Below are 22,588 nucleotides of genomic sequence, written 5' to 3'. Positions count from 1 at the left end.
CCTCGGGCCGTTGAGGGAATAAAGGCGGGGGAGCGGAGCAATCGGTTTCTGCGGGTGATTATGGGCGTGCGGGCGAGGGGCGTGCGTAAGATCATACGGGCGGAAGTCTCATGGCATAAAGGTCTCGTCCTGCAGGGCCTTTGATGCAGAGTCCATGAAGACTCCATTTGCTCAGGGCAACACTAAAGGAGCAGGCCATCGACGTGGAATCCAATTCGGGCCAAAAATCCAAACCCAAAGACATGGGAACATTGTTGCTGCAGACCATCAATTCCCCGGCGGACCTCAAGCGGCTGTCCATCAAGGAACTGGAAGCTTTAGCCGAAGAAATCCGACGGGTCATTGTGAACACCACGGCATGCACCGGGGGCCACGTGGCGCCCAACTTGGGTGTCGTGGAACTTACCTTGGCGCTCCACTATGTGTTTGACGCTCCCAACGACCGCATCGTGTGGGACGTGGGCCACCAGTGCTACACACATAAATTGGTCACCGGTCGGCGTGACAGATTCCACACCTTGCGTCAATGGCAGGGCATCAGCGGGTTTCCCAAGAGGGACGAAAGCCGCTACGACGCTTTCGGGGCGGGGCATGCCAGCACGTCCATTTCCGCCGCCCTGGGCATGGCGAGCGCAAAGCACCTCAAAGGATGTCCCAGTCGGATCATCGCCGTGATCGGGGACGGCAGCATGACCGGAGGGATGGCCTTTGAGGCCCTGAACCATGCGGGTGACTTGGGGCGGGACTTGATCGTCGTGTTGAACGACAACGAAATGTCCATTTCGCCGAACGTGGGCGCCTTGTCCGCCTTTCTCAGCCACAAGTTGTCCAGCCGCACGGTGATGAGCCTCAAGCGCGAGATGGAAAGCACCCTCAAATCCATTCCCGGAGTGGGATCCAACATTTTGCAGCTGCTGAAAAAAAGTGAGGAATCCTTTCTCGCGTTTTTCACTCCCGGAATGCTTTTCCAGGCGCTGCGTTTCCAGTATATCGGCCCGGTCAAAGGCCACCGGCTGGATCGACTCATTGAAACGTTTGAAACCGCCAAGTCACTCAAAGGCCCCGTGCTCATCCACGTGGGAACCACCAAGGGAAAGGGCTACCACCCTGCGGAATGCGACCCCGCGCGGTTTCACGGCGTGGGCTGCTTTGACCCGAATACCGGACAGACGAAAAAGGAGGACATTCCTTCCTACACGTCGGTTTTCGGCCGGTGCCTCACCGAATTGGCCGAAAATGATCCCCGCATCGTCGCCATCACCGCCGCCATGCCCCAAGGCACCGGGTTGGATATTTTTGCCCAAGTGTATCCCAAGCGGTTTTTCGATGTGGGGATCGCCGAACAGCATGCCGTGACCTTCGCCGCGGGACTCGCCGTGGAAGGGTATCGCCCTGTGGTGGCCGTGTATTCCACCTTCCTGCAGCGCGCCTACGACCAGATTGTCCATGACGTGTGCCTGCAGAACCTTCCTGTGGTGTTCGCCATGGACCGAGGGGGGCTTGTGGGTGAAGACGGGCCCACTCACCATGGGGTGTTTGATCTGTCTTACCTCAGGCACATCCCCAACATGGTGGTCATGGCACCCAAGGACGAAAATGAACTGCGCCACATGCTGAAAACCGCTCTCCTCCACAAGGGCCCCATCGCCCTGCGATATCCCCGAGGGCAAGGATTGGGCGTGTCCTTGGATACGCAGCTCATGGAACTTCCCATCGGCTGCGGCGAGCTGCTCCGGGAAGGCGACGACGCGGCGCTGGTGGCGGTGGGCGCCATGGTGCCGGAAGCCGTGGCGGCCGCAGAGATCCTTGCTCGGGAAGGGATCCATGTCGCCGTCATCAACGCCCGGTTTATCAAACCCTTGGACGTGGAGCTCATCGGCCAATGGGCGCGGCGGACGCCTGTGCTGGTCACCGTTGAAGAGAACGTGCGACAAGGCGGTTTTGGCAGCGCTGTTTTGGAAGCTCTGAGCGATGAGGGCATTGCGCCGCGGCGCATGGTACGCCTTGGAATCCCTGACAGCTTTGTGCCTCATGGCAGCCTGCGGGTGCTTCGTCGGGAATTGGGTTTGGATGCGGAGGGAATCGCCCGGAGTGTCCGAAAAGCCGTAACCGTTTCCCAAGTCCATGACATCCCGATCCGAGCGGTTAGATAAGATTCTCGTGCAACGCGGTCTGGCGCCCAGCCGGGAAAAAGCGCAGGCTCTCATTTTGGCGGGCTGTGTCCGGGTGGACGGAAGGCTTCTGACACAATCGGGTCGAAAGGTTCCCGAAAACGCTCTTATCGAGCTTCAGGGTCAAGACCATCCCTATGTGAGCCGAGGTGGCATCAAGTTGGCCCACGCCTTGGACCACTTCGGCCTGGATGTCACCCATCTCGTGGCCATGGATGTGGGCGCCTCCACGGGAGGTTTCACGGACTGCCTGCTCCAACGCGGTGCGCGAAAAGTGTACGCCGTGGACGTGGGTTACGGGCAGTTGGCGTGGAAGCTCCGCCAAGACCCGCGGATTGTCGTTCTGGAACGTCAAAACATTCGATATTTGAACCGATCCGCCGTCCCGGAACCCATCGACTGCGCCGTCGTGGACGTTTCCTTTATCTCCCTTCGGCTGGTGCTTCCCAAGGTTGTGGAATTCCTCGCCCCGAGAGCTTTTTTCGTCGCTCTCATCAAACCTCAATTCGAAGCCGGCCGGGAACACGTGGGCAAAGGCGGGGTGGTCAAAGACCCGGCCGTCCAGGATGCCGTATGTCAATCCGTGGCCGCCGCGGCCAAGGTCTTGGGATTCGATGTGCTGGGCGTGACCCCGTCTCCTATCCTCGGGCCCAAAGGGAACCGAGAGTTTCTCCTCGCTGCACGACGCGGGCCGGAGACTGAAATCACGGAAACGGCTCAGATGCGGTCGCCGTCCCCTCCGCCATGAAGATACATTTTGTGTTTGTGGGAAAAACGGTTTTTCCGGAGATGCAGCGGGCCATTGACCGATACCTGGAACGGATCGGCCATTATGCGCGTGTGGAAGTCCATGTGGTGCGCCCTGAACGAGTGGCACCCAAAGTGGATGCAACAGCCGTGGTGGACAAGGAAGCAGATCGAATTCTTGAGGTCGTTTCCGGCCGAGGGGTCATGATCGTGTGGGACGAGAAGGGCAAAGTCCTTTCCTCCATGGAGTACGCCGATTTTCTGAACAGGATGCAAACGGCGGGACTCGACCTCTGGATGATCCTTGGAGGACCCATGGGGCTCTCGAGGGCGGTCAAGGAAGCGGCTCACCACCTCTTTTCCCTCTCCCCAATGACTTTTCCTCATGACCTGGCGCGTCTTATGGTGGCCGAACAAACCTACCGAGCCTTCAGTATTCTCCGCGGTGAACCGTATCATAAGGGACATTGAGGGGGCCCGCTGCCGCACCGCCCCCTCAGCCTTTCGCGCTCGAGGCTGGTATAACCGGCCGGAAAAACTCGGATCCGTTACTTCCCCCACCTTTAGACGGCGATGACTTCGGTGACGGAAGGCACTTCCTGTTTGATGATCCTTTCCACACCAGCCTTCAAGGTCATCTGGCTCATGGGACATCCATGGCACGCTCCCACAAGACGCACTTTGACGACGGATCCTTCCACATCCACAAGTTCCACATTGCCCCCGTCCCGTTGGAGCATCGGGCGGATCTTCGACAAGGCCTTTTCCACTTGATCACGCATGCTCTTTCTCCTTCATGTTCGCAGATTGTATTCGTCTCATTATTAAGACTTCCACCCGCACAACGCAAACGCTAAACAGGCACAGGGCACAATTTTTATTGTGAATGGTTTTAAAGAGTTAAGAAAAGACAGCGATTGACCTTTGGTTTTTTTTTCGTTAGGTTGGGAACCGTTTGACTCAAAGATCCTCGACGCCGACTTTCGGGAAAGGACGGGCATGAACATCCCACATCGGTTGGTGCTCAAGATTTCCGATGGAGAGATCCAGCGGCGAGTCGAGGCACTGGCGGCACAGATCAGCAGCGACTATCGAGGTCGAGATCTCCTGTTGGTGGGCGTCCTCAAAGGGGCTTTTATCTTTTTGGCCGATCTCGTCCGCCGCTTGGAAATCCCCGCAGAAGTGGATTTCATTCGGATCGCCAGCTACGGCGCCTCCACGGAATCTTCCGGCGGCATCACCCTGTCCAAAGACCTGGAATGTCCCATCGACGGTCGAGAAGTGCTCGTGGTTGAAGACATTGTGGACACCGGGGTCACCATGCGCTGGTTGATCGAACATCTGCAGCGCCGCCATCCACGCACGGTCAAGATCTGTGCTTTGATCGACAAGTACGAAAGACGCATAGCGGAAGTCCCTGTCCATTACTCGGGCTTTCGGATCCCATCGGGATTCGTCGTTGGCTACGGCTTGGATTTCGCTGAAAAATACCGGGGGCTTCAGGGCATCTACGAAGTGGTTTTCGATGCGGTAGAGGGTGGTCATGCTGGTCAGTTGTGAATTGTGCGGAACCAAGTACCGTGTGGATCCCAAGAGGCTCCACAAGGACAAGGTGAAAGCCCGATGTACCCGATGTGGTCACACCTTTGTGGTTCGTCGCACTTCGGAGCCTGAACCTGAGCCGGATTTTGAACCCGAGGTTCCGGTTCCTGAGGAACCGCAGCGGATCCACGGCCAGGAACCCGAAGAAGCGATTCCCGTGGCGAGGCCCGAAACTCGGGTTCTTCGGCCGTCCGCAGGTAGGGAACGGCCGCGGGCGGGTCGTGCCGTGACGTACACGGTCCTGGCCGTTGTCGTGCTGGGAATCGCCGCAGCGGTCGCCTATTTGTACTTCAAAGGCACTCTGTTTCCTGGGAAGGACAAGAGTCAACAGACCCCGCTGACATCCGTGGGCATTCCTCAGGTCACCATCGATCCTGACATCCGCGCGTATTTTCTGGAAAACGTCTCGGCAGGACAGATTTTTGTGGTGGAAGGCAAAGCGGTCAATGAATCGGGAGGGCCGGTAAGTTTCGTCCTCGTGGAAGGGAAGCTTTACACCACGGAGAAACAACCCGCCCAGGTGCAGAAAGCCTATTGCGGCAATGTGATGACCCGCGACGAGCTGACGCGCATGGAGATGACCCAAATTCAAAACGCCATGATGAACCGAGAAGGCAAGGACCTGAGCAACGTCCACATTCCATCCATGGGCAAGGTCCCCTTTATGATCGTTTTCCACAATTTGCCTGAATTGAGCGTGCTTTCCGACTACAGCGTAGAAGTCGTGAACGCCCAGGCGGACAAATAATTCGGAACCGCGAGGAAACACATGCTGGATCTCAAGTTCGTGCGTGAAAACGTGGATCGAGTGGCCCGGATGCTTCAAGACCGGCACCTAGACATGGACTTGGCGCCATTCCTCAAATTGGATGAGGAACGGCGGGCCTTGCTGAAGGAGGTCGAGCAGCTCAAGCACGAACGGAATAAAGCCTCCGAAGAGATCGCGCGCCGAAAACGCGAGGGCGCTGACGCCGAAGACATCATTGAACGCATGAAGGGCGTGTCCCAGAGGATCAAGGAACGGGAATCGGATTTGGATCGAATTGAGGAGCAGTTCCGGGAGATCCTCATGTTCATCCCCAACATTCCCCACGAATCCGTGCCGATCGGTGCAGATGAACGCGCCAATCCCGTCATCAAGACATGGGGCACCCCCCCGTCGTTCGATTTCGAACCTCAGCCCCATTGGGATATTGGGGAATCTTTGGGCATCTTGGATTTCGAACGGGCTGCTCGGATGACCGGAGCGCGTTTTACACTGTATTGGGGGGCGGGCGCCGCCCTGGAACGGGCCTTGATCAGCTTCATGCTGGACGTGCATACCACCCGGCACGGTTACACGGAAGTGCTCCCGCCCTTCATGGTCAATCGAACGGCCATGACCGGCACGGGGCAGCTCCCCAAGTTCGAGAAAGATCTCTTCAAGCTGGAAGGTTGGGATTATTTCCTTGTCCCGACGGCGGAAGTTCCCGTGACCAACATCCACATGGATGAAACGCTGGAAGAAGACGACCTGCCCAAGTACTACACCGCCTATACTCCGTGTTTTCGATCCGAAGCGGGGTCATACGGCAAAGACACTCGAGGCTTGATTCGTCAACATCAATTCAACAAGGTGGAACTCGTCAAACTGGTCAAACCGGAAAACTCTTACGACGAACTGGAAACCCTCCTGCAGAACGCAGAAACCATCCTCCAGGAACTGGGGTTGCATTACCGCGTTGTGGTGTTGTGCACGGGGGACCTGGGCTTCTCCTCCGCCAAGACCTACGATATCGAAGTGTGGCTCCCGGGTCAGAAGACCTACCGGGAAATTTCATCGTGCAGCAACTTTGAAGATTTCCAAGCCCGACGTGCCAACATCCGGTTCCGCCGAAAAGGCAAAAAGAAAACCGAACTGGTCCATACCCTCAACGGTTCCGGACTGGCCGTAGGAAGAACCCTCGTGGCCATTCTGGAAAACTATCAGCAGGCCGATGGCACGGTGGTCATCCCCGAAGTCCTCCGTCCCTATCTCCATGGTTTGGAAAGGATCACCCCCCGCCGGTAAAGTTGCGAGGAAGCGCACAAGGAGCATTTGCCATGACGAAAAGCCAACTCATTGAAGCCTTAGCCAAAGCTGAGGGGATTACCCTCAAAGCCGCGGAACTGGCTGTGAACGTCACCTTCGAAAGTATGGAGAGGGCCTTGATCCAAGGTGACCGCGTAGAAATTCGGGGATTCGGCAGCTTTAAAGTCAAGAACTACGAGGGTTACAAAGGCCGAAATCCCAAAACCGGGGAGCTCATTGAAGTCCGCCCCAAACGCCTGCCTTTTTTCAAGGTCGGCAAAGAACTGAAGGAGCGCGTGGACAGCCGGACTTAGGTTCCGCTTGGAAAGACGACCGGGTTCTCACAGGGGAGCCGGCCCATCCGCAATCCATAGCGCAGATGAGCCGGCTCCCCGCTGTTTTTCCCGGTTTTGCCGACTCCAGGTGCGGGCACAGTGCCTGTCACTCCAGAAGAATCTGTCTCCACCATCCTGCCCGACAAAGACCAAACGCCCAGACGGTCGGCGTAAAACCGCCCTTCCCCGCAGAGCCCCTAAATCGGACGCCGGTACGCCTCATGCGCCGCGATCCGGCTTTCCGTCGTCGTATACGTTTCCAGAGCAGGCGCTGACCGAAAGCCTCCGCGCGAACGGCCGCAATTTCATGACTTCCATGAGTGCTTGGAGCACGTCGGGACGCATTGACGAACCGTGAACCGCTTCCCAGTGAAGCGCTTCTCCCGGATCCCACGTGTCCTGATAAACTTTGACGTGTTTTCCCCGAGGGGCCCACACGACGGGATCCGTCGGACCGAAAATCACCAGACTGGGCACCCCCATGGCCGCGGCCACATGGGAGACGCCCGAATCGCAGCCCACAAAAAAGGCCGCCCTGCGCATCACGCCTGTGAGGGCTCTCAGGTCGGCGCTCCGGAATATCGGCCATCCCCACTTTTCGGAAAACCGCTCGAGAAAAGGATCCAAAACCCCATCTGCAGGGCCTGAAAGCATCACCACCGGACTGCCATAGAAACCTTGGGTTTCCTCAAAGAAGTGCCGCCACCGGCGGATGGGCCAAACCTTTTTCAAACCACCACTCCCTAAATGGACCACTCCGTACCGGCCGGAAGAAAGTCCTTGTGCCCCAAGCCAGGAAGCCGCTTCGCTTGCCGCGGTGTCCCCGAAAACCTTAGGAAGTTTCTCGGCGAGCGAAAAGCCGAGAGCCTGGAATTGCCGGACGAGAAATCGGGTGACCGGTTCCCGGATCGATCCGTCCGGAAAGGACTGGACCCAATGCACCGGACACCCAAGGCGTGTCCTCAGGCTCTCCACGGCAGGCAAGGCACTTTTTTGTCCCACCCAGAAAAACACCCGGCATCGGAGAAGGAGATCGGGAACGGACGATTTTTGGCACGCACCGTCGGTAAAAAGCGACAGCCACAACGGATCCTGCGGGGACTCGACGACTACCGGATACGGCTTGCCGACCAAAAGATCCCGATACGATCCATGCGTCCATAGGGCAAAAGCCGTACGGGGAAACACTTCATGCCAAGCGTCCAAAACGGGGGTGAAGAGGACAAAATCGCCCAACGCCCCTTGGTGCCAAAATCCCACGAAGGCGTCATCCTGAGACATTTTTGTTCCTTTATGACCTCAAAAAAAATCTTCGAAGAACACCCGTCACCATATTTTTTCAAAGATTTTCGACCTATTACAACCTCGCCGAAGGTTTTGGCAAGCCTCTTGCCTTGGAAAGCGGTCGTCCGCTCTGGACAACCGGAACGTCCACGCCGGCCGGACCGGGCGTTCTGATTCCAACGGGGGATCGAAGGGACAACCCTCCGGTGGCCCTGGAGGGGATGGCGGTTTCGGCTCGTGCCCGTGGGCGCGCCGTCGGTCATCCCGCACATGGTCCACGGCGGGTGTGCCGCAGCTCCGTTGGAATACCTTATCTCGCTGGTGCAAAGGAGGAAAACCTATGGTGAAGGTGGAAGCGATCGTGAAGCCGTTCAAACTGGGTGAGGTTCAGGAGGCTTTACTGGGCTGCGGCGTCCAAGGCATGACGGTGTGCGAAGTGAAGGGGTTCGGGCGTCAAAAAGGGCATGTGGAGCTCTACCGAGGTGCTGAATATCGCGTGGATTTCGTCCCCAAGCTCCAAATAACCGTCGTCATCCCCGACGATCTGCTGGGCCGCGTCGTGGAAGCCATCCGTTCGGCGGCCTACACGGGGAAGATCGGAGACGGAAAGATCTTCATCAGCGGGGTGGACGAGGCCGTGCGCATCCGCACGGCGGAAACGGGAGTCGGGGCCTTGTAAAAAGTCTTCTCTTTCGTTCTCGCTTTCTGGCGACGTCAAGGAAAATACCGGAAGATCTGGGAGGATCGGGCCATGATGAAAAAAACTTTGTTATCCTTCTTTTTTCTTTTAACCCCTGTTTTCGGTTCCATTGCCGGGGCCGAAGAGGCCACGGCAGCCGACGTTCAGACACACCTCAACTACGTGTGGACGTTGATCGCCGCCGCCCTGGTCTTTTTCATGCAAGCCGGGTTCGCCCTTGTGGAAACCGGATTTACCCGGGCGAAAAATGCCGTGAACATCATGTTCAAGAATCTGATGGATTTCTGTGTGGGCAGCTTGGCCTTTTGGGCCATCGGGTTCGGGCTGATGTTCGGCACCACCATGGGGGGATGGATCGGCACATCCGGCTTCTTTCTGTCCGATTATGTCCACGGCGAAGATCCATGGGTTTTGGCCTTCTGGATGTTTCAGGTGGTCTTTTGTGCCACGGCGGCCACCATTGTGTCGGGCGCCATGGCCGAGCGGACCAAGTTTGTCGCGTACCTCATCTACAGCTTTGTGATCAGTGCGTTCATCTACCCCATATTCGGGAGCTGGGCCTGGGGAGGCCTTTTCCATGGCAAGGGATGGCTGGAAAGTCTCGGTTTCATTGATTTCGCCGGATCCACTGTGGTCCATTCGGTGGGCGGATGGGCAGCGCTGGCGGGGGCTTTGGTCTTGGGGCCTCGTTTGGGGAAATACGACGCCAACGGACGCCCTCGGGCCATCCCCGGCCATAATCTGCCTCTGGCCACCTTGGGCGTCTTTATTCTGTGGATCGGGTGGTTCGGTTTCAATCCCGGCTCCACCACAGCGGGCATCAAGGACATTGCGTGGATTTTCGTGAACACCAACTTGGCGGCGGCGGCCGGGGTCGTTGGGGCGCTCATGACCATCTGGTCCATCACCAAGAAACCCGACCTGGCCATGACGCTCAACGGCGCTCTGGCGGGACTCGTCGGAATCACCGCTCCGTGCAATAATGTGAGTCCGACCAGTGCGGTTGCCATCGGGTTTGTGGCGGGCATCCTTGTGGTGCTTTCCGTCATGGCCATCGATCGACTCGGCATTGATGATCCTGTCGGGGCGGTTTCCGTCCATGGGGTGTGCGGGGTCTGGGGAACACTCTCCGCCGCGATCTTTCATATCGAAGGCTTTTCCTGGAGTCAGCTGGGCGTCCAGGCCCTGGGGGCAGGAGCGGCTTTCCTGTGGACGTTTCCCCTCGTCTACCTTATGTTCCGAATAATCAAAGCAACCATAGGGCTTCGGGTGAGCGTGGAAGAAGAAATCGAGGGACTGGACGTCGGCGAACACGGGGAAAGCGCTTATCCCGACTTCGTGATGGTGGCCGGAACCCCGGCAATGGCAGGACTGAACGCGACAAAGATGGAAAAAGCTTACGCCATGAAAACCCACCCCGCCAAAGCGCAAACGTAAATTCGTTGAATGAAGGCGGATGTCGGGTGAGAGCCCGACACCGCCTGTCGAACGCAGGGCGGTTTTCTCAAGCATCCGTATGTCATCGCCGGCGGACCTGCCACTCGAATGAAGGGGCACGGATCTTCCACACCAACGAAGAAACGAGAATCTCCCCCACCCAAGGGGATGTTCGGCCTGTGAACAACCAGAGTCGTCGTGTGGTCAGGCGGGTCTTGAAAGCCGGTCCCAATCAAGGATGAACCGAGTCGGGTGGGTGCGGAGCATAAGCCAAAAAGTGCGCTTTCCAGAGGGCGGAAGGGAAGCGACAATAAGACACAGCGCTTCGTCAACGGGCGAAGATTCCTCAAAGGTGTGAAGGAAAATCAAAGATCATGGTCAAAGGTGCCGATTCCACACTCCAGATGCGGCACCACCGCCAGGAGTTGATTCCCGGCTGGCGTCAGGACAAGTTGACTCGGGCCGTGATCGGCGTGGTTGGAAGCGGCCCCTTCCCGACGTCTTTTTTCCTGACCGCTGCCGTCGCTTTGGGCATTCGACGGTTCGTTGTCGTCTGTCCGCAGCTTCACGAAACTTTCGTCAAACTGGCTCACACCCTTGATCCTGGCATCGAGCTGGCTCACCTTCATGGCTGGCTGACTCACCCGGCCGTCGCCGACCTCTTGGCCCCCTGCACCGTGCTCGTGGATTTTTCTCAACTGGGACTCAGCAACAAGATCCTTTTCAACGCGGCTCGGGAAAGATCCACACCTCTGGTCACGGTTCGATGTTTGACGGAAGGCAATACGTCCGGATTTCGCCTGTGGAGCTATGTCACCGGCAGGGAAACGGCCATGATCCGCACCATGATCTCTCGGAAATCCCTCACCGCAGCGGAATGGAACGATCCCGCCACAGCCATGGCCGCCGCCGGTGTGGCCTTGGAAGAGCTCAAAAGGATTCTTTTTGGAGATCCTCCAAGTGTCGCCGTCGTGGAGTATGTCCGCCGCACAGCCGCAGCTTCTTTGGAAAACATCCATATCGCCGTCGTCGGCGCAGGCGCTTTGGGCAATTTCGCCGCTTCAACCCTTGTGCTTTCCGGGTGCCGACAGCTGACCCTCTTTGATCCCGACCGGGTGGATGTGACCAATTTGAACCGCCAAATCTTTTTCGCTCACGATGTGGGCGCCATGAAAGCCCCTGCGCTGGCCCATCGCCTCAACACGTTTTTCGGAGCCCGGGCTCGCGGCATCCCTGAAGCCTTTGATGCGCAAAGCGAGTTGACACCGTTCGATGCGGTGTTGGATTGTGTGGATAACTTTGAAACCCGATTGCTTCTCAGTCGGCGGGCTCAGGAGGAGGGAAAAATCCTCATTTCCGGGGGGACCGGCCCCGACAAGGGCCAGGTGGTCGCTTACCATCCACGCCGCAGCCATGAGACCCCGGCGCAACTTCTCCACATGGATCGCCTCGCCCTGACGAGGCGCACGGCCAGACAAAGCCCCCCAGCCGGCGGCCCCTCGGGACAAGCCGCCGAAACCCGAGCCTCGTGCCTCGTTCAAGCGGACCCTTCCGTGGTCATGAGCAACCAGATTATCGGCGCGTTGATGGCCGATATCCTCCGCCGCCTGCTTTCCGGGGAAAATCCGGGCACCGTGTTCTATGAATCGTCGGAAACACACGGGCTCCGCTTGACGACCCATTGATAAGTCGGTCCCTTGAATGTGTGCGATCACAATGGAAAAAGGCGGCCCCGTGCGGCGCCGCCCCTGACACCCTCTCCCAGCCCCTCCTGCCGGATCGGGTCATGCTTTTCCAAAAACCGTTGCCCGTCGGGCACCACCCTGCCGTCCCATGGTCGGCCGGTGCGGCGGCGACTCCAGGGACCGGCTGCCATTTTTCCGAAACTCGGCAGCGCGGGGTCTTTCCCATGCGGTCGCGGAAGCCCCGGCCCGCACCGGGCGATGCTCACGGGCGTTTTTGGAATTGCATGCGCGAGTGGGGGGCACAGCAGGCTGTCCCCCCATCATCGACCGGTCGAAAGATATGTTCCGATCCATCCCCTATCGGTGCTTAGAAACTGAAAAACACCTTCTGCAGCACCTTGGGAGTGACACCCGCCATGTCCAGGTACATGGTGATGCCGCCCATGAAAAACGGCCATCCGGCCCCCATGATCATGGCGAGATCCACATCTCGGGAGCTGTCGACGATTTTTTCCTTGAGGATCAGGTCGATCTCCTTGGCCAATTGACTCAGGACGCGATCGCGGATCTCGTCGGGATGAAACTCTTTCTGACCTTTCTTGACCCAAAGCTTTTCCACTTCGGGATCCACTTTCTTGATCTTGGATCCGGGCACATAGATGCTCTTTTTGCCGGCATCCACCAATTTCTTGAAGTTGGCGTTGAGCGGGAAGCGCTCGGATCCAAAAGCATGGTTCAAGGTTTCCGCCACATGATAGGCCACGGGGAATCCCACCAGGGCCAGCAGGTCAAACGGGGCCATGGGCAGGCCCAAACCGAGAAGGGCCTCGTCCACCTGGACGAAATCGGCACCCTCGTCCACCATGGTTAGACAGTCGGCCAGCATCTTGGTCAGGATCCGGTTGACCAGGAAAGCCGGTGCGTCCTTGACAAGCACGCCCGTCTTTTTGAGCTTCTTCGCGAGATCAAAGGCAGTGGCCAACGTGAGGTCGTTGGTCTGCGGGGTCTTGATCACTTCCACCAGTGGCAGCACGGCCACCGGGTTGAAGAAATGGAAGCCCACCACGCGTTCGGGATGCTTCAGGTCCGCGCCCATTTCGGTGACGCTCAACGAGGAGGTATTGGTCGCCAGGATGCACTCCGGACCCACCACAGCCTCCACCTCGGCGAACACCTTTTTCTTGATGTCCATCTGCTCGAAGACGGCTTCGATGACGAAATCACAATCGGCAAAATCGTCATAGCTCAGAGTGCCGTGGAGCAAGCTGGACAGGTAACGGGCGCGGGCTTCCGGCATGCGCCCTTTTTCCACCATTTTTTCAAATTCCTGGCGAACATAGGCGCAGCCTTTGTCCACGAATTCCTGTTTGATATCCTTCATGACCACGGGGACGCCGAGCCGATAGATAAACAGCTGGGCCAGCTGGGACGCCATGAGGCCGGCCCCGATGATCCCGACCTTTTTGATGGGTTTCGGCTTGGCGTCGGGAACGCCTTTGACCTTTTTGGCGTAGCGATTCACCAGATCGAAGGAGTAGATGGAGCACTTGCACTGGCGGGTCTTGATGAGGTCTCCCAAGGCCTTGTTTTCTTCTTCAAATCCCTCGTCCACGCTCCATTTGACCGCCCCTTCGATGAGTTCGATGGCTCGATAGGGGGCCGGAGCCGCTCCATGCACCTTGCTATCCACGAATTCCTTGGCTTTGGCGATGGCGGCTTTGAGGTTCGTGGTTTTCGGAGCCTGTCGTTCCACTTTCTCCGTTCCGGCGATGATTCCCATGAGAAAGCGCAGGGAATCGTCGAAGAATTCCGCGCCGTCAAACAAACGATCCGCAAGGCCCATGGCATAGGCCTGAGAACCGTCGATCATGCGGTTTTGATTGAGCGCGTTGAAGATAATCGAGCTCCAAAGCCTTTTCGGGACCCAAGAGTTTGGTCGCCAGGGTGCAGCCTCCCCAACCGGGCACGAGCCCAATGAAGCATTCAGGGAAGCCCATGGCCGGCACACTGCGGGCCACCGTCCGGTAGTTGCAGTAGAGGCCGATTTCCAATCCGCCACCCAAGGCGACGCCGTTATAAGCCGCCACGGTCGGGAAGGGCAGATCCATGAGGCGCTTCATGATGGTATGGCCTGCTTTGCCGATCTGGTAGCCCTGCTCGAAAGTCGTCACAAAGGGCACCTGCGTCAGATCGGCACCGGCGGCGAAAATGTAGGGTTTTCCTGTGAGCATGAGTCCCTTCACGTCCTTGTGGGCCAGCACGGTATCGATGGCTTCGTTCAGGGACATGAGGGCGGCTTCGCTGAACACGTTGGGTTTTTTGTAATCGTGCCCGTTGTCCATGGTCACAATGGCCAGTGTGCCCACGGGAGAATTCCAGAAGTTTACGAAAAACTTGGTCACCGGTTCGCCCATGACAATCCCCCTTTATTCGGACTTCGCGGTTTGAAGGTTTTCCCAAATGACCGATCCACCCTGGCCAAGTCCCACGCACATGGCCGCCAGGCCGTAGCGCGCTTCCGGATGGGCTTCGAAGTAATGCATGAGGTGAATCATGAGCCGCGGGCCGGAAGAAGCCAAAGGATGGCCGAAGGCGATGGCGCCCCCATAGGGGTTGAGGCGCTTGTCGTCGGGGAACTTCATGCCGAATTCCTTCATGAAGACGACGGCCTGGACTGCGAAGGCTTCGTTAAGTTCGATGACATCGAGGTCGTCGAACTTAAGGCCGGTGCGCTCCAACACCTTCTTGGTGGACGGCACGGGACCATAGCCCATAATTTCAGGCTTGACCCCGGCATAGGCGTAACCGACCAGCCGCATTTTCGGTTTAAGGCCCAATTCCTTGGCCTTTTCCGCCGACATGAGCAACACGCCGCAGGCGCCGTCGTTCAAGCCGGACGCATTGCCGGGGGTGACCTTGCCCTGGACCCGGAACGGCGTTTTCAAACCGGCCAAAGCTTCCATGGTCGTCTCCGGACGGGGCTGTTCATCGCGGTCCGCCACAACCCATCCGTTTTTCGTGTAGACCGTCATGGGTACGATCATTTTCTGGATGATGCCGTCCTGATAAGCTTTGTAGGCTTTTCTCTGGCACAGCAATGCGTATTCATCGGCCATTTGCTTGGTGATTTCGGGAAACATGTCATGGAGGTTTTCGGCAGTCTTGCCCATGACCAAGGCGTCTTCGGAAACAATCTTTTCCGCAATGAAGCGCGGATTGGGATCCGCAGTCGCGCCCATGGGATGATGGCCCATGTGCTCCACGCCGCCGGCGATGGCAATATCCACGGAGCCGAGAGCGATTTCCGAAGCGGCACAGGTGACGGCCGTCATGCCGCCGGCGCACATACGATCCACGGAAAAGCCCGCCGTGGACACCGGAAGTCCAGCGAGAATGGCCGTGGTGCGTCCCATGGTCAAGCCTTGATCCCCTTCTTGCGTGGTGGCCCCCCACACGTTTTCTTCCACCATTTCCGGCTTCACCTGGGGATTTCGCCGCAACAGTTCGCGAATGACCTTGACCACCATGTCATCGGCACGGGTCATCCAAAAGATGCCCTTTTCGCCGGCCTTTCCAAAGGCCGTTCGAATTCCATCCACTAAAACCACGTCCCTTGCCTTCATGAGATGTCCTCCTTGGTTTTAGACAAGAGCAAAACTATCTTCCGGGATTTCCAAAGGCGACTTATCGCTCAACATGATGGCCCTCGCCTTGCCGGAGGCCTGGGTGAGCACCTGGGTCATCCAGAATTTGGCCGAAGCGATCTTGCCGGCGTAAAAGGCGGCACTCCGGTTGGACGCCACCAGTGCCTGTCGCGCTTTATCGTCCTTGGCCCCATGGTCGGCGTAGATTTCGTGGAGCTTGCGATCCGCGATGTAGGCCTGCCACAGGAGCAAAAGGCCCAGGGTGACATCGCCGAAAAGATCCAGGTAGGGCTTGGCATAGAGGATGGGCACATGAAATTCATCAGTCATGCCCTTGAGCCCAAAGAACTTGGTGACCTGAATAAGGTTTTCGGCGGCTTCCTCGTAAATCTCGATCATTTCCCGCATGCGGTAATTCTTGCGGAACTTGGCCGTCAACTCGGCACTGAACTTGACCGCGTTCTTGAACAGGAGCCCGCGCTTCATGGCGATCTTCCGACCGACCAAATCCAGGGCCTGAATGCCGTTGGTGCCTTCGTAGATGGAGGCGATCTTGCAATCCCTCAAGAACTGGTCCACCGGGTATTCGGACGTGTAGCCATAGCCGCCGTAAACCTGCACAGCGGTCTCGCAGACGCGGAACCCCAGATCACTGCCCACAGATTTGCAGATGGGAATGAGAAGATCCACATAGCCCTGATACAGGTCCCGTTCCTCATCGGTTTCCGCCACCCGCACGCGATCGAGACAGTAGGCCGCAAGATGCATGAGGGCGCGCAAACCTTCCGTGCTGGCTTTCATAAACATGAGCATGCGGCGCACATCCGGATGGTTGATGATGGCCACACGGTCGGCGCCGGGATCCTTCATCTTTTCTACGGGCGTGCCCTGGACCCGTTCCTTGGCGTACTGCAGCGCGTGGAGATACGCCGTGCTGGCGTGCGCCAGGCCCTGCATGCCCACAAAAAGCCGGGCTTCGTTCATCATATCAAACATGATGCGCATGCCCTTATTGGGCTCGCCCATGAGGTAACCCACACATTTGCCGTTTTCGCCGAAATTCAGCACGCAGGTGGCGGATCCGTGAATGCCCATTTTGTGCTCGATGCCGCCGCAGTTCACATCGTTGTCCACGAGATTGCCGTTGTCGTCCACCAGCAGCCGCGGGACCAGGAAGATCGAAATCCCCTTGGTGCCCTTGGGAGCACCTTCGATACGGGCAAGCACCATGTGGACGATGTTTTCCGTGAGATCGTGCATGCCTGAGGAAATGAAGATCTTCTGGCCCTCGATCTTGTAGGTGCCGTCGCCTTGAGGGATCGCCCGCGTGCGCAGGTTGCCCACGTCACTGCCTGCCCCGGCTTCCGTCAGGCACATGGTGCCACCCCACTCGCCGGAAAACATCTTGTACATGTACTTTTCCTGCAGTTCCGGCGTGCCGTATTTTTGCAGCAATCGCGCAGCACCGTGGGTCAGGCCCGGATACATGAGCAACGCCCAGTTCGCGGCAGCAAAAAATTCCACACACGCGTTGGACACCGCAAAGGGAAAGCCCTGGCCACCCACCTCGGGATCGTCGGCCATGGCCAACCACCCGCCTTCGCAGTACAGCCGGTAGGGCTGGTGAAAGGCATCGGGAACCTTGACGACGCCGTTTTCAAAACGACATCCTTCTTTGTCCCCGATCTTATTGGTGGGGTAGAATTCCTGTTCCGCAAGCTTTTCCGCCTGTTCCAAGGCCATATCGAAAGTCTCCTTGGAAAATTCGGAAAAGAGAGGATATTTACACAAATCCTCGATACCCAACTGTTCGTAAAGAACAAACTTGAGATCTCTCTCGTCCACAAGCAGCTTCATGAGCGTGTCCTCCTTTTCGGGGATAACTACCGTCCGTGTAACAATCGTTTATGGCAAGATAGCGCTGTCTGTTTGGACCCTGAAAATCCTCTTTGCACTCTTGGCCGCAGCTTGTGCCCTGACACAATCCTCGGCGCGGCGGATCCCATCGTGGATCTTTTGAGCCCCGGGGTCGGGATGCCGTCAGGGGCCCGGGGAAGGTGACTCCCTGGATGCCGCCCCCCGTGGACCGCCGGCTGGTTCGCCAAGTCCGTGAACGAAAAGATCCGTCAGAGGATCCGTCAGGGATTCCAGATCATAGGAACGCCCGGCCATGACCCATGTGGAGACGACCTCGTCCAGGGTCCCAAAAATGAACCTCTTGACCAATCCCAGGGGCACGTCCTTTCGGAACACGCCTCGGGCTTGGCCTTCTTGGACCACATCGCCCATGAGGTCCAAATACTTCTTGAGTTCCACTTTTTTGTATTCCCGCATGAACCGGCTGCTTTGACGGAGTTCGACCTGGAGCACCGCCGCCAGCTCCGGGTACGCCTGAAATCCGGCAAGATGCATGGCGATGAGCTTGCGAAACCGCTCGAGGGGGTCGGTTTCGGAAGCCAAAGCCTCACGGAATTTCACGTTGATCTCTTTCATCTTCTCTTCGAAGATGCTGATGAGGAGATCGTCCTTGTTCTTGAAATAGAGATAAATGGTCCCGTCGGCGACGCCTGCTTTGCGGGCGATGTCGGAAACCCTGGCCTGGAAGAAGCCTTTTTCCGCAAAGACCTTAACTGCGGCATCCAGAATCCGACGTCTTTTGTCTGAATTTTTGTGGTTGGTGCGTTCTTCCGCCATGGTGGCTCCACGAGGTCGGTTCATGAATGAATCATCATTCATGTGCTGATTAAACTTACCCGGCTGCTCCTGTCAAGAGAAAAACTTCACCGACCCTCGGCCACCTCGGGGACTTTATGGGGAAAACGTCGGCGGCGATCCCCCCGATCTAAGCCCGTGGTGACGCAAATCCAGGTGATTCAAGACGGCACTTTGTTTATAGTCAAAGAGACAATGCAGATGTCACCGCAGGAGGGCCGGCCATGACGACGGGACAACACGCAAGGGAAAAACCTCAAAAACGCCTCCTGCTCTACATGCTTCATTGCGGCCTCGATGGAAAATTGCTAGAAAAAATCTGCGCCCGACATGGTCTTGACGTGGAAATCCGCCAGTTTCCCAGAGAAGAGGCTTTTGCCTACCATATGCACCCGCAGTTTCAAACGCCGGATCTGATCCTGATCCGAGGCCATTTCATCCAGCTTGTCCATGAATGTGACAAGGAGCGCCACATCCCGTACGTGGTCGTGTCCTCGAAACTCAAGTACGGCACAGGACAACCGGTGTTCATCCATGCGGACAAAGGCTACGGGTCACCGGATACCCTGAGGGTCTACCATACGATTGCCGAAAAGCTCAAAGAGATGGTTGAATCGCGGATCCAAGCTTCTGCTGAAACGCAGGGTTCGCAAGCAAGCACGACGGATTCCTTGAGATGCTGAAAGTGGTCTTTCACGAGGCTTATCTCGCACGGTATCCCACGGGCGCCGTCGAAACGCCCGCTCGGGTCCGATCCATCATGGGAAAACTCCAGGGACATTATGAGGTGGTGCAGCCGCAGGCGGCCACCAAGGACGATCTTCTGAGGGCTCATTGTGCGGATCATTTGATCCAGGTGCAGCTGGAAGGCAAAGCTGTCTGGGACGCAGCCACATGGGCCGCCGGGGGCGCCATTTGGGCGGCCCGGCTTGCCGCCGCCGCACAATGTCCCGTCTTCGCCGCCGTCCGTCCACCGGGACATCATGCAGGCCGAAACCGTTATGGAGGCTTCTGTTTCTTTAACAACATGGCCGTCGCTCTTCTGGCCCTCATGGATCAGGGACTGATCCAAAGCGCGGCCGTCATCGACTTTGACATGCACCGTGGCGACGGCACAGCGGAAATTCTGGCAGGAGACCCTCGCTTCCTCTTTCTGGATGTGTCTTCCGCGGAAAAAGACGGCTTCGTTGAGCGGATCACAACTTTCTTGCGGGAGTTGCCCTCGGTGGACATACTGAGTGTCTCCGCAGGGTTTGACATGCACATCAAAGATTGGGGCGGACTGCTCACCAACAGGGACTATCATCGGATCGGCCGCGAGGTCGGGGAAGCAGCGCGCCGAAAAGCTTCCGGCAAGGTGTTTGCGACCCTAGAGGGAGGGTACATGCCTCACGAGTTGGGGAAGGCCGTGCTGGCTTTCTGCCAGGGTCTGGAAGGCAAGGACTGGATCGAAATCCCCCATTTCACCAGGTCATGATCCCGAGACACCGAGAACTGGAACACCTCAAGCGGGAACTGAGCGGCCCACCAACGGATTTCAGCGCCGCCTTTTTGAAAGTCCAGGACTTGCGCCACGTGGTCCATTGCAGCCCGGAGATTGTGGATCACGGCACGGTGCGTCTTCTTCGGAAACTTTTAACCCATGAACCGTATCAGGCTCAAAGGCAAGCTTACTTTTTCAGCCGCGAGACCGCTCTGGTGCTCCGGGACCTCGTGGAAGGGTCTCCACGCCTGGATGTCGCCGTGCACGCCCGGAGGGTTTTGGAACGGTTGTGCATAGAGACTCAAGGCGCCTGCCAACGGGCATCGTGCGAGGCTTTGGGAGCGCTTTCGGTGTCCGTGGCTCCCGCTTTCCTGCCGCCAGACACCAATCCGGAAGATGTTCCGACCATGTCCCTGAATCATCCCTGTTTCCGGACGTGGGTGTCGGGCGCTCAAAAGCCTTGGCATCGTTGCGGCCGAAGCCTTTGGGCCTACAACCCGGCCTCAGGACGCCTCTTCATCGTGAAAACGGCGGGGGAACCGGAGGCCGCCCGGGCGTTATCCCGCGAGATCCACTGGATGCGCCTTCTTCAAGAAAACCCCCACCTTGTGGATGGAGAAACGGTGGAGCTTCCCCAACCTTTGAGCGCCGAAGGCCCCTGGCTCTTCCAACTGGAATCCCTCGAAGGACTGGGTCTCCCCCGAGCATGCTCGGAACCGCACCGCGGTCCCGTTTGGGCGATCACCTTTACGGCCCCGCCAGGTTATTTTGCCTATCCCAACCAGCCGAGAAACGGCTCCATGCCGTCCAAGGCCGCATTTCTTTCCACCATGGTGCGGAGCGCTCGAGTTCTCGGGCTTTTGGCATCCTCGGGGATCGTCCATACAGCCCCTATACCCCTATTTCATAATCGAGTCCAAAGGCATCGCCGCGAAGACCGCGGCCTATACCGATGGCCTCAAGGGGGCCGACTGGATCGATGGCTGGAATCTTGCGATTATCCAAATTTCGGCGAATCCGGGGTGCGGGATTTGGAACATTTGGAACCCGTAGGGACCGGGGGCTTTTCTCTGCACGAGGCCATCGGAATGCACTTTCTGAGCTTTTGCCTCGTCGCGGGAAGCTATTTCAGGAATCGGGACCGCCGGCTTCGGGGACGTCAACCCGACGGGACCATAGTGGATGTTCGCGAATGGTTTGACGGGGCCTTTCTTGGAAAGGTCATCGAATCGGTTTTTCGAGCCTACTACAAGGCCTTCAGCGGCGGGGACGCTCCGCCAGACACCCCGGCGGATCTCGACCGATTGAGCCAAAGGATGATCGAGGAAATGGGTGTAGACCGGCACATGGAAGAAATTCTCCGCGTCGCCGACCAAGAACTCATGACGGATGAAGAATTTTGGGCATTCTTGGAAGAACGCGGGTATTCCCCCCAGGACGCCCGCCGTTTCGTCCGCGGCAAAGAAGACATCGTGCTGCTGACGGGACCGCACCTCGGCGCCTTCAATGACCGGATATCGCTGCCTGAAATGATCCATTTTGTCGGAGCGGCAGCAGCCCTGTGCCTGAGCGGCCGCCACTTTTACCTGCGTGCCCAAAAATCCGGAGTCCCTCAGGCTTATTGCGACCATCCAAGCCCCGCTCCCTGAAAAGACGGGAGTGACCTCCTCGGTTTCAGACGCCGAGGAAAGTCAGCGCCCGAGTCCCTTTCGCCGGGGTTCAGTGTCCGTCGACGGCTTGTAGGGCTTCCTGGACGGCGCGCACCAAGGCGTCGAATTGTTCGGAGCGGTGCGGATCAACCCCGCCACAACCGGCATCGCCCAATTTATCAAAAACAAATTCCTTTTCCATGTAATCCATGAGCTGGCGCGTAGCCTGTATCAGGCGCTGCACGGCTTCATTCATCAGTCTTTTCTCCTTCCACCGCATGCGGACGACGGCGAGGTGGTCTCTTTGGTTCTCACCGCTTCGCCGTGTGTTATCCGCTCTCCGTCGGACACCGCCACAGCAGCCGGCGGCTCCCATTCACTACGGCTTTCCGCCCGTCATACGACGTCTCGGATACCTTTCTAAGTCAGGGCTTGGAAGAGGAATCCCTTGGCAGACCACAAAAACCACGCCCCAAACCCGACGAGAAACATGCCGCACACGCGCAGGACCCATTGATAACTCCGATCCCCCATGAAGCGTGTTCCTTTGGTCACCCCCAGGGATACCAAACTGTACCACGCGAAATCTGCGGTGATATGGCCGATGAAAAAACATCCGACACCCCAGAGGCCCACTTTCATGGCCGCCACGAGATACCCCAGGCCGATCGTGGCCCACCACAGGGTCCAGTAAGGATTGGACAGGCTTGCCAAAATGCCGAGAAGGACAGGATTCCGACCGTATGAGGCGGCGTGCTCAACCGCATTCAAGTTCAAAGTCAGTCGGGTGGCACTGCGCACCATATCGGTGCCCATGAAGAGCAGAAACCCGCCCCCAAACAGGGCGATGGCGGCCATCACGGTCGGTTTCTTGAGGAAAGGTCCGAGACCAAGCACAACGGCCACAACCACGGCAAGCTCGAGCATCGCGTGCCCGGTCATCAGTAACGGTCCGGCTCGAAAACCTCGCCGGACCGATTCGGTAATGGTGATGGTGAAGAGGGGTCCGGGCATGAGCGCCCCGGAAAGCGCCACGGTGAAAGAGCCTGCCCCGATAGCGATGAATTCCCACATGATCGTGTCCTCTGG

At 57.7% G+C, this 22,588-nt stretch carries 20 protein-coding genes and 1 pseudogene; 13 read left to right on the top strand and 8 right to left on the bottom strand.

Translation table 11 applies throughout. The annotated features are described in order from the left end of the window. Window positions 1–242: 242 nt before the first annotated feature. Genes dxs through ACZ5K9_RS10065 form a run of 3 tightly spaced genes read left to right on the top strand, consistent with a single transcriptional unit; the run spans window position 243 to window position 3,389 of the window. Window positions 243–2,153: a 1-deoxy-D-xylulose-5-phosphate synthase gene (gene dxs / locus ACZ5K9_RS10075; RefSeq protein ID WP_464273957.1), complete on the top strand. Its 1,911-nt coding sequence runs from the start codon at window positions 243–245 to the stop codon at window positions 2,151–2,153. Further along, window positions 2,125–2,919, top strand: a complete 795-nt coding sequence (locus ACZ5K9_RS10070) for a TlyA family RNA methyltransferase (RefSeq protein WP_464271206.1) — start codon at window positions 2,125–2,127, stop codon at window positions 2,917–2,919. Before dxs ends, ACZ5K9_RS10070 begins: the two co-directional genes overlap by 29 nt. A gap of 11 nt (window positions 2,920–2,930) precedes the next feature. After that, window positions 2,931–3,389 (top strand): 23S rRNA (pseudouridine(1915)-N(3))-methyltransferase RlmH, encoded by a 459-nt coding sequence (locus ACZ5K9_RS10065; RefSeq protein ID WP_464271205.1) that lies wholly within the window; start codon window positions 2,931–2,933, stop codon window positions 3,387–3,389. 92 nt (window positions 3,390–3,481) lie between these two features. Here ACZ5K9_RS10065 and ACZ5K9_RS10060 read toward each other — a convergent pair whose 3' ends face one another. After that, entirely contained in the window at window positions 3,482–3,700 is a 219-nt protein-coding gene (locus tag ACZ5K9_RS10060) for a NifU family protein (protein WP_464271204.1), read from the bottom strand. 217 nt (window positions 3,701–3,917) lie between these two features. Here ACZ5K9_RS10060 and hpt point away from each other — a divergent pair, with 217 nt between their 5' ends. From hpt to ACZ5K9_RS10040, 4 genes are read left to right on the top strand one after another with little or no spacing between them, the layout of a single operon-like run. Continuing rightward, entirely contained in the window at window positions 3,918–4,478 is a 561-nt protein-coding gene (hpt, locus tag ACZ5K9_RS10055) for a hypoxanthine phosphoribosyltransferase (RefSeq protein ID WP_464271203.1), read from the top strand. Continuing rightward, window positions 4,462–5,268, top strand: a complete 807-nt coding sequence (locus ACZ5K9_RS10050) for a zinc-ribbon domain-containing protein (protein ID WP_464271202.1) — start codon at window positions 4,462–4,464, stop codon at window positions 5,266–5,268. The genes hpt and ACZ5K9_RS10050 overlap by 17 nt, the downstream gene beginning before the upstream one ends. A 21-nt stretch (window positions 5,269–5,289) precedes the next feature. Then, window positions 5,290–6,570: a serine--tRNA ligase gene (serS, locus tag ACZ5K9_RS10045; protein WP_464271201.1), complete on the top strand. Its 1,281-nt coding sequence runs from the start codon at window positions 5,290–5,292 to the stop codon at window positions 6,568–6,570. Window positions 6,571–6,602: 32 nt separating this feature from the next. Then, window positions 6,603–6,884 carry an HU family DNA-binding protein gene (locus ACZ5K9_RS10040; RefSeq protein ID WP_464271200.1) on the top strand — a complete coding sequence of 94 codons (282 nt, stop codon included), beginning with the start codon at window positions 6,603–6,605 and terminating at the stop codon, window positions 6,882–6,884. Window positions 6,885–7,124: 240 nt separating this feature from the next. Here ACZ5K9_RS10040 and ACZ5K9_RS10035 read toward each other — a convergent pair whose 3' ends face one another. Continuing rightward, on the bottom strand, window positions 7,125–8,186 hold the full coding sequence (locus ACZ5K9_RS10035; RefSeq protein WP_464271199.1) for a glycosyltransferase family 9 protein: 1,062 nt from the start codon (window positions 8,184–8,186) through the stop codon (window positions 7,125–7,127). A 343-nt stretch (window positions 8,187–8,529) separates the two neighbouring features. Between ACZ5K9_RS10035 and ACZ5K9_RS10030 the strand changes: the two genes are divergently transcribed. The 3 genes from ACZ5K9_RS10030 (at window position 8,530) to ACZ5K9_RS10020 (ending at window position 12,011) form a co-directional block, all read left to right on the top strand. Next, on the top strand, window positions 8,530–8,868 hold the full coding sequence (locus tag ACZ5K9_RS10030) for a P-II family nitrogen regulator (protein ID WP_464271198.1): 339 nt from the start codon (window positions 8,530–8,532) through the stop codon (window positions 8,866–8,868). A gap of 75 nt (window positions 8,869–8,943) precedes the next feature. Then, a complete protein-coding gene (locus tag ACZ5K9_RS10025; RefSeq protein ID WP_464273956.1) occupies window positions 8,944–10,326 on the top strand; it encodes an ammonium transporter in 1,383 nt (460 codons plus the stop codon). 374 nt (window positions 10,327–10,700) lie between these two features. Beyond that, a complete protein-coding gene (locus tag ACZ5K9_RS10020; protein WP_464271197.1) occupies window positions 10,701–12,011 on the top strand; it encodes a ThiF family adenylyltransferase in 1,311 nt (436 codons plus the stop codon). A gap of 367 nt (window positions 12,012–12,378) precedes the next feature. Here ACZ5K9_RS10020 and ACZ5K9_RS10015 read toward each other — a convergent pair. From ACZ5K9_RS10015 to ACZ5K9_RS10000, 4 genes and pseudogenes are all read right to left on the bottom strand, one after another. Further along, window positions 12,379–14,425, bottom strand: a pseudogene (locus ACZ5K9_RS10015) (3-hydroxyacyl-CoA dehydrogenase NAD-binding domain-containing protein). Window positions 14,426–14,437: 12 nt separating this feature from the next. Next, window positions 14,438–15,634, bottom strand: a complete 1,197-nt coding sequence (locus tag ACZ5K9_RS10010; RefSeq protein WP_464271196.1) for a thiolase family protein — start codon at window positions 15,632–15,634, stop codon at window positions 14,438–14,440. An 18-nt stretch (window positions 15,635–15,652) separates the two neighbouring features. Further along, entirely contained in the window at window positions 15,653–17,512 is a 1,860-nt protein-coding gene (locus ACZ5K9_RS10005) for an acyl-CoA dehydrogenase (protein WP_464271195.1), read from the bottom strand. A 183-nt stretch (window positions 17,513–17,695) separates the two neighbouring features. After that, window positions 17,696–18,349 (bottom strand): TetR/AcrR family transcriptional regulator, encoded by a 654-nt coding sequence (locus ACZ5K9_RS10000; RefSeq protein WP_464271194.1) that lies wholly within the window; start codon window positions 18,347–18,349, stop codon window positions 17,696–17,698. Between the two features lie 242 nt (window positions 18,350–18,591). Between ACZ5K9_RS10000 and ACZ5K9_RS09995 the strand changes: the two genes are divergently transcribed. The 3 genes from ACZ5K9_RS09995 to ACZ5K9_RS09985 are packed head-to-tail and all read left to right on the top strand — an operon-like array spanning window position 18,592 to window position 21,499. After that, the gene (locus ACZ5K9_RS09995) at window positions 18,592–19,050 is read left to right on the top strand and encodes a hypothetical protein (RefSeq protein ID WP_464271193.1); all 459 of its coding nucleotides are present in this window, start codon (window positions 18,592–18,594) and stop codon (window positions 19,048–19,050) included. Then, entirely contained in the window at window positions 19,044–19,844 is an 801-nt protein-coding gene (locus ACZ5K9_RS09990) for a histone deacetylase family protein (protein WP_464271192.1), read from the top strand. Before ACZ5K9_RS09995 ends, ACZ5K9_RS09990 begins: the two co-directional genes overlap by 7 nt. Further along, window positions 19,841–21,499 carry a SidJ-related pseudokinase gene (locus ACZ5K9_RS09985; protein WP_464271191.1) on the top strand — a complete coding sequence of 553 codons (1,659 nt, stop codon included), beginning with the start codon at window positions 19,841–19,843 and terminating at the stop codon, window positions 21,497–21,499. Before ACZ5K9_RS09990 ends, ACZ5K9_RS09985 begins: the two co-directional genes overlap by 4 nt. Before the next feature lie 70 nt (window positions 21,500–21,569). On the opposite strand, the gene ACZ5K9_RS09980 is transcribed toward ACZ5K9_RS09985, so the two are convergent. Together ACZ5K9_RS09980 and ACZ5K9_RS09975 are read right to left on the bottom strand one after the other, a co-directional pair. Then, window positions 21,570–21,755 carry a hypothetical protein gene (locus tag ACZ5K9_RS09980; RefSeq protein WP_464271190.1) on the bottom strand — a complete coding sequence of 62 codons (186 nt, stop codon included), beginning with the start codon at window positions 21,753–21,755 and terminating at the stop codon, window positions 21,570–21,572. A 164-nt stretch (window positions 21,756–21,919) separates the two neighbouring features. Beyond that, window positions 21,920–22,573: a LysE family transporter gene (locus ACZ5K9_RS09975; RefSeq protein WP_464271189.1), complete on the bottom strand. Its 654-nt coding sequence runs from the start codon at window positions 22,571–22,573 to the stop codon at window positions 21,920–21,922. Window positions 22,574–22,588: the final 15 nt, after the last annotated feature.

Source organism: Desulfosoma profundi (assembly GCF_055387865.1).
Note: the sequence above shows the minus strand (reverse complement) of the source record. Positions and strands in the feature narration are given on the sequence as shown.

Excerpts from the sequence above, each read along its gene's own strand:
- dxs (WP_464273957.1), top strand. The coding sequence starts at position 243 with ATGGGAACATTGTTGCTGCAGACCATCAATTCCCCGGCGGACCTCAAG.
- ACZ5K9_RS10070 (WP_464271206.1), top strand. The coding sequence starts at position 2,125 with ATGACATCCCGATCCGAGCGGTTAGATAAGATTCTCGTGCAACGCGGT.
- ACZ5K9_RS10060 (WP_464271204.1), bottom strand. The coding sequence starts at position 3,700 with ATGCGTGATCAAGTGGAAAAGGCCTTGTCGAAGATCCGCCCGATGCTC.
- hpt (WP_464271203.1), top strand. The coding sequence starts at position 3,918 with ATGAACATCCCACATCGGTTGGTGCTCAAGATTTCCGATGGAGAGATC.
- ACZ5K9_RS10050 (WP_464271202.1), top strand. The coding sequence starts at position 4,462 with ATGCTGGTCAGTTGTGAATTGTGCGGAACCAAGTACCGTGTGGATCCC.
- serS (WP_464271201.1), top strand. The coding sequence starts at position 5,290 with ATGCTGGATCTCAAGTTCGTGCGTGAAAACGTGGATCGAGTGGCCCGG.
- ACZ5K9_RS10040 (WP_464271200.1), top strand. The coding sequence starts at position 6,603 with ATGACGAAAAGCCAACTCATTGAAGCCTTAGCCAAAGCTGAGGGGATT.
- ACZ5K9_RS10035 (WP_464271199.1), bottom strand. The coding sequence starts at position 8,186 with ATGTCTCAGGATGACGCCTTCGTGGGATTTTGGCACCAAGGGGCGTTG.
- ACZ5K9_RS10030 (WP_464271198.1), top strand. The coding sequence starts at position 8,530 with ATGGTGAAGGTGGAAGCGATCGTGAAGCCGTTCAAACTGGGTGAGGTT.
- ACZ5K9_RS10025 (WP_464273956.1), top strand. The coding sequence starts at position 8,944 with ATGAAAAAAACTTTGTTATCCTTCTTTTTTCTTTTAACCCCTGTTTTC.
- ACZ5K9_RS10020 (WP_464271197.1), top strand. The coding sequence starts at position 10,701 with ATGGTCAAAGGTGCCGATTCCACACTCCAGATGCGGCACCACCGCCAG.
- ACZ5K9_RS10010 (WP_464271196.1), bottom strand. The coding sequence starts at position 15,634 with ATGAAGGCAAGGGACGTGGTTTTAGTGGATGGAATTCGAACGGCCTTT.
- ACZ5K9_RS10005 (WP_464271195.1), bottom strand. The coding sequence starts at position 17,512 with ATGAAGCTGCTTGTGGACGAGAGAGATCTCAAGTTTGTTCTTTACGAA.
- ACZ5K9_RS10000 (WP_464271194.1), bottom strand. The coding sequence starts at position 18,349 with ATGGCGGAAGAACGCACCAACCACAAAAATTCAGACAAAAGACGTCGG.
- ACZ5K9_RS09995 (WP_464271193.1), top strand. The coding sequence starts at position 18,592 with ATGACGACGGGACAACACGCAAGGGAAAAACCTCAAAAACGCCTCCTG.
- ACZ5K9_RS09990 (WP_464271192.1), top strand. The coding sequence starts at position 19,044 with ATGCTGAAAGTGGTCTTTCACGAGGCTTATCTCGCACGGTATCCCACG.
- ACZ5K9_RS09985 (WP_464271191.1), top strand. The coding sequence starts at position 19,841 with ATGATCCCGAGACACCGAGAACTGGAACACCTCAAGCGGGAACTGAGC.
- ACZ5K9_RS09980 (WP_464271190.1), bottom strand. The coding sequence starts at position 21,755 with ATGAATGAAGCCGTGCAGCGCCTGATACAGGCTACGCGCCAGCTCATG.
- ACZ5K9_RS09975 (WP_464271189.1), bottom strand. The coding sequence starts at position 22,573 with ATGTGGGAATTCATCGCTATCGGGGCAGGCTCTTTCACCGTGGCGCTT.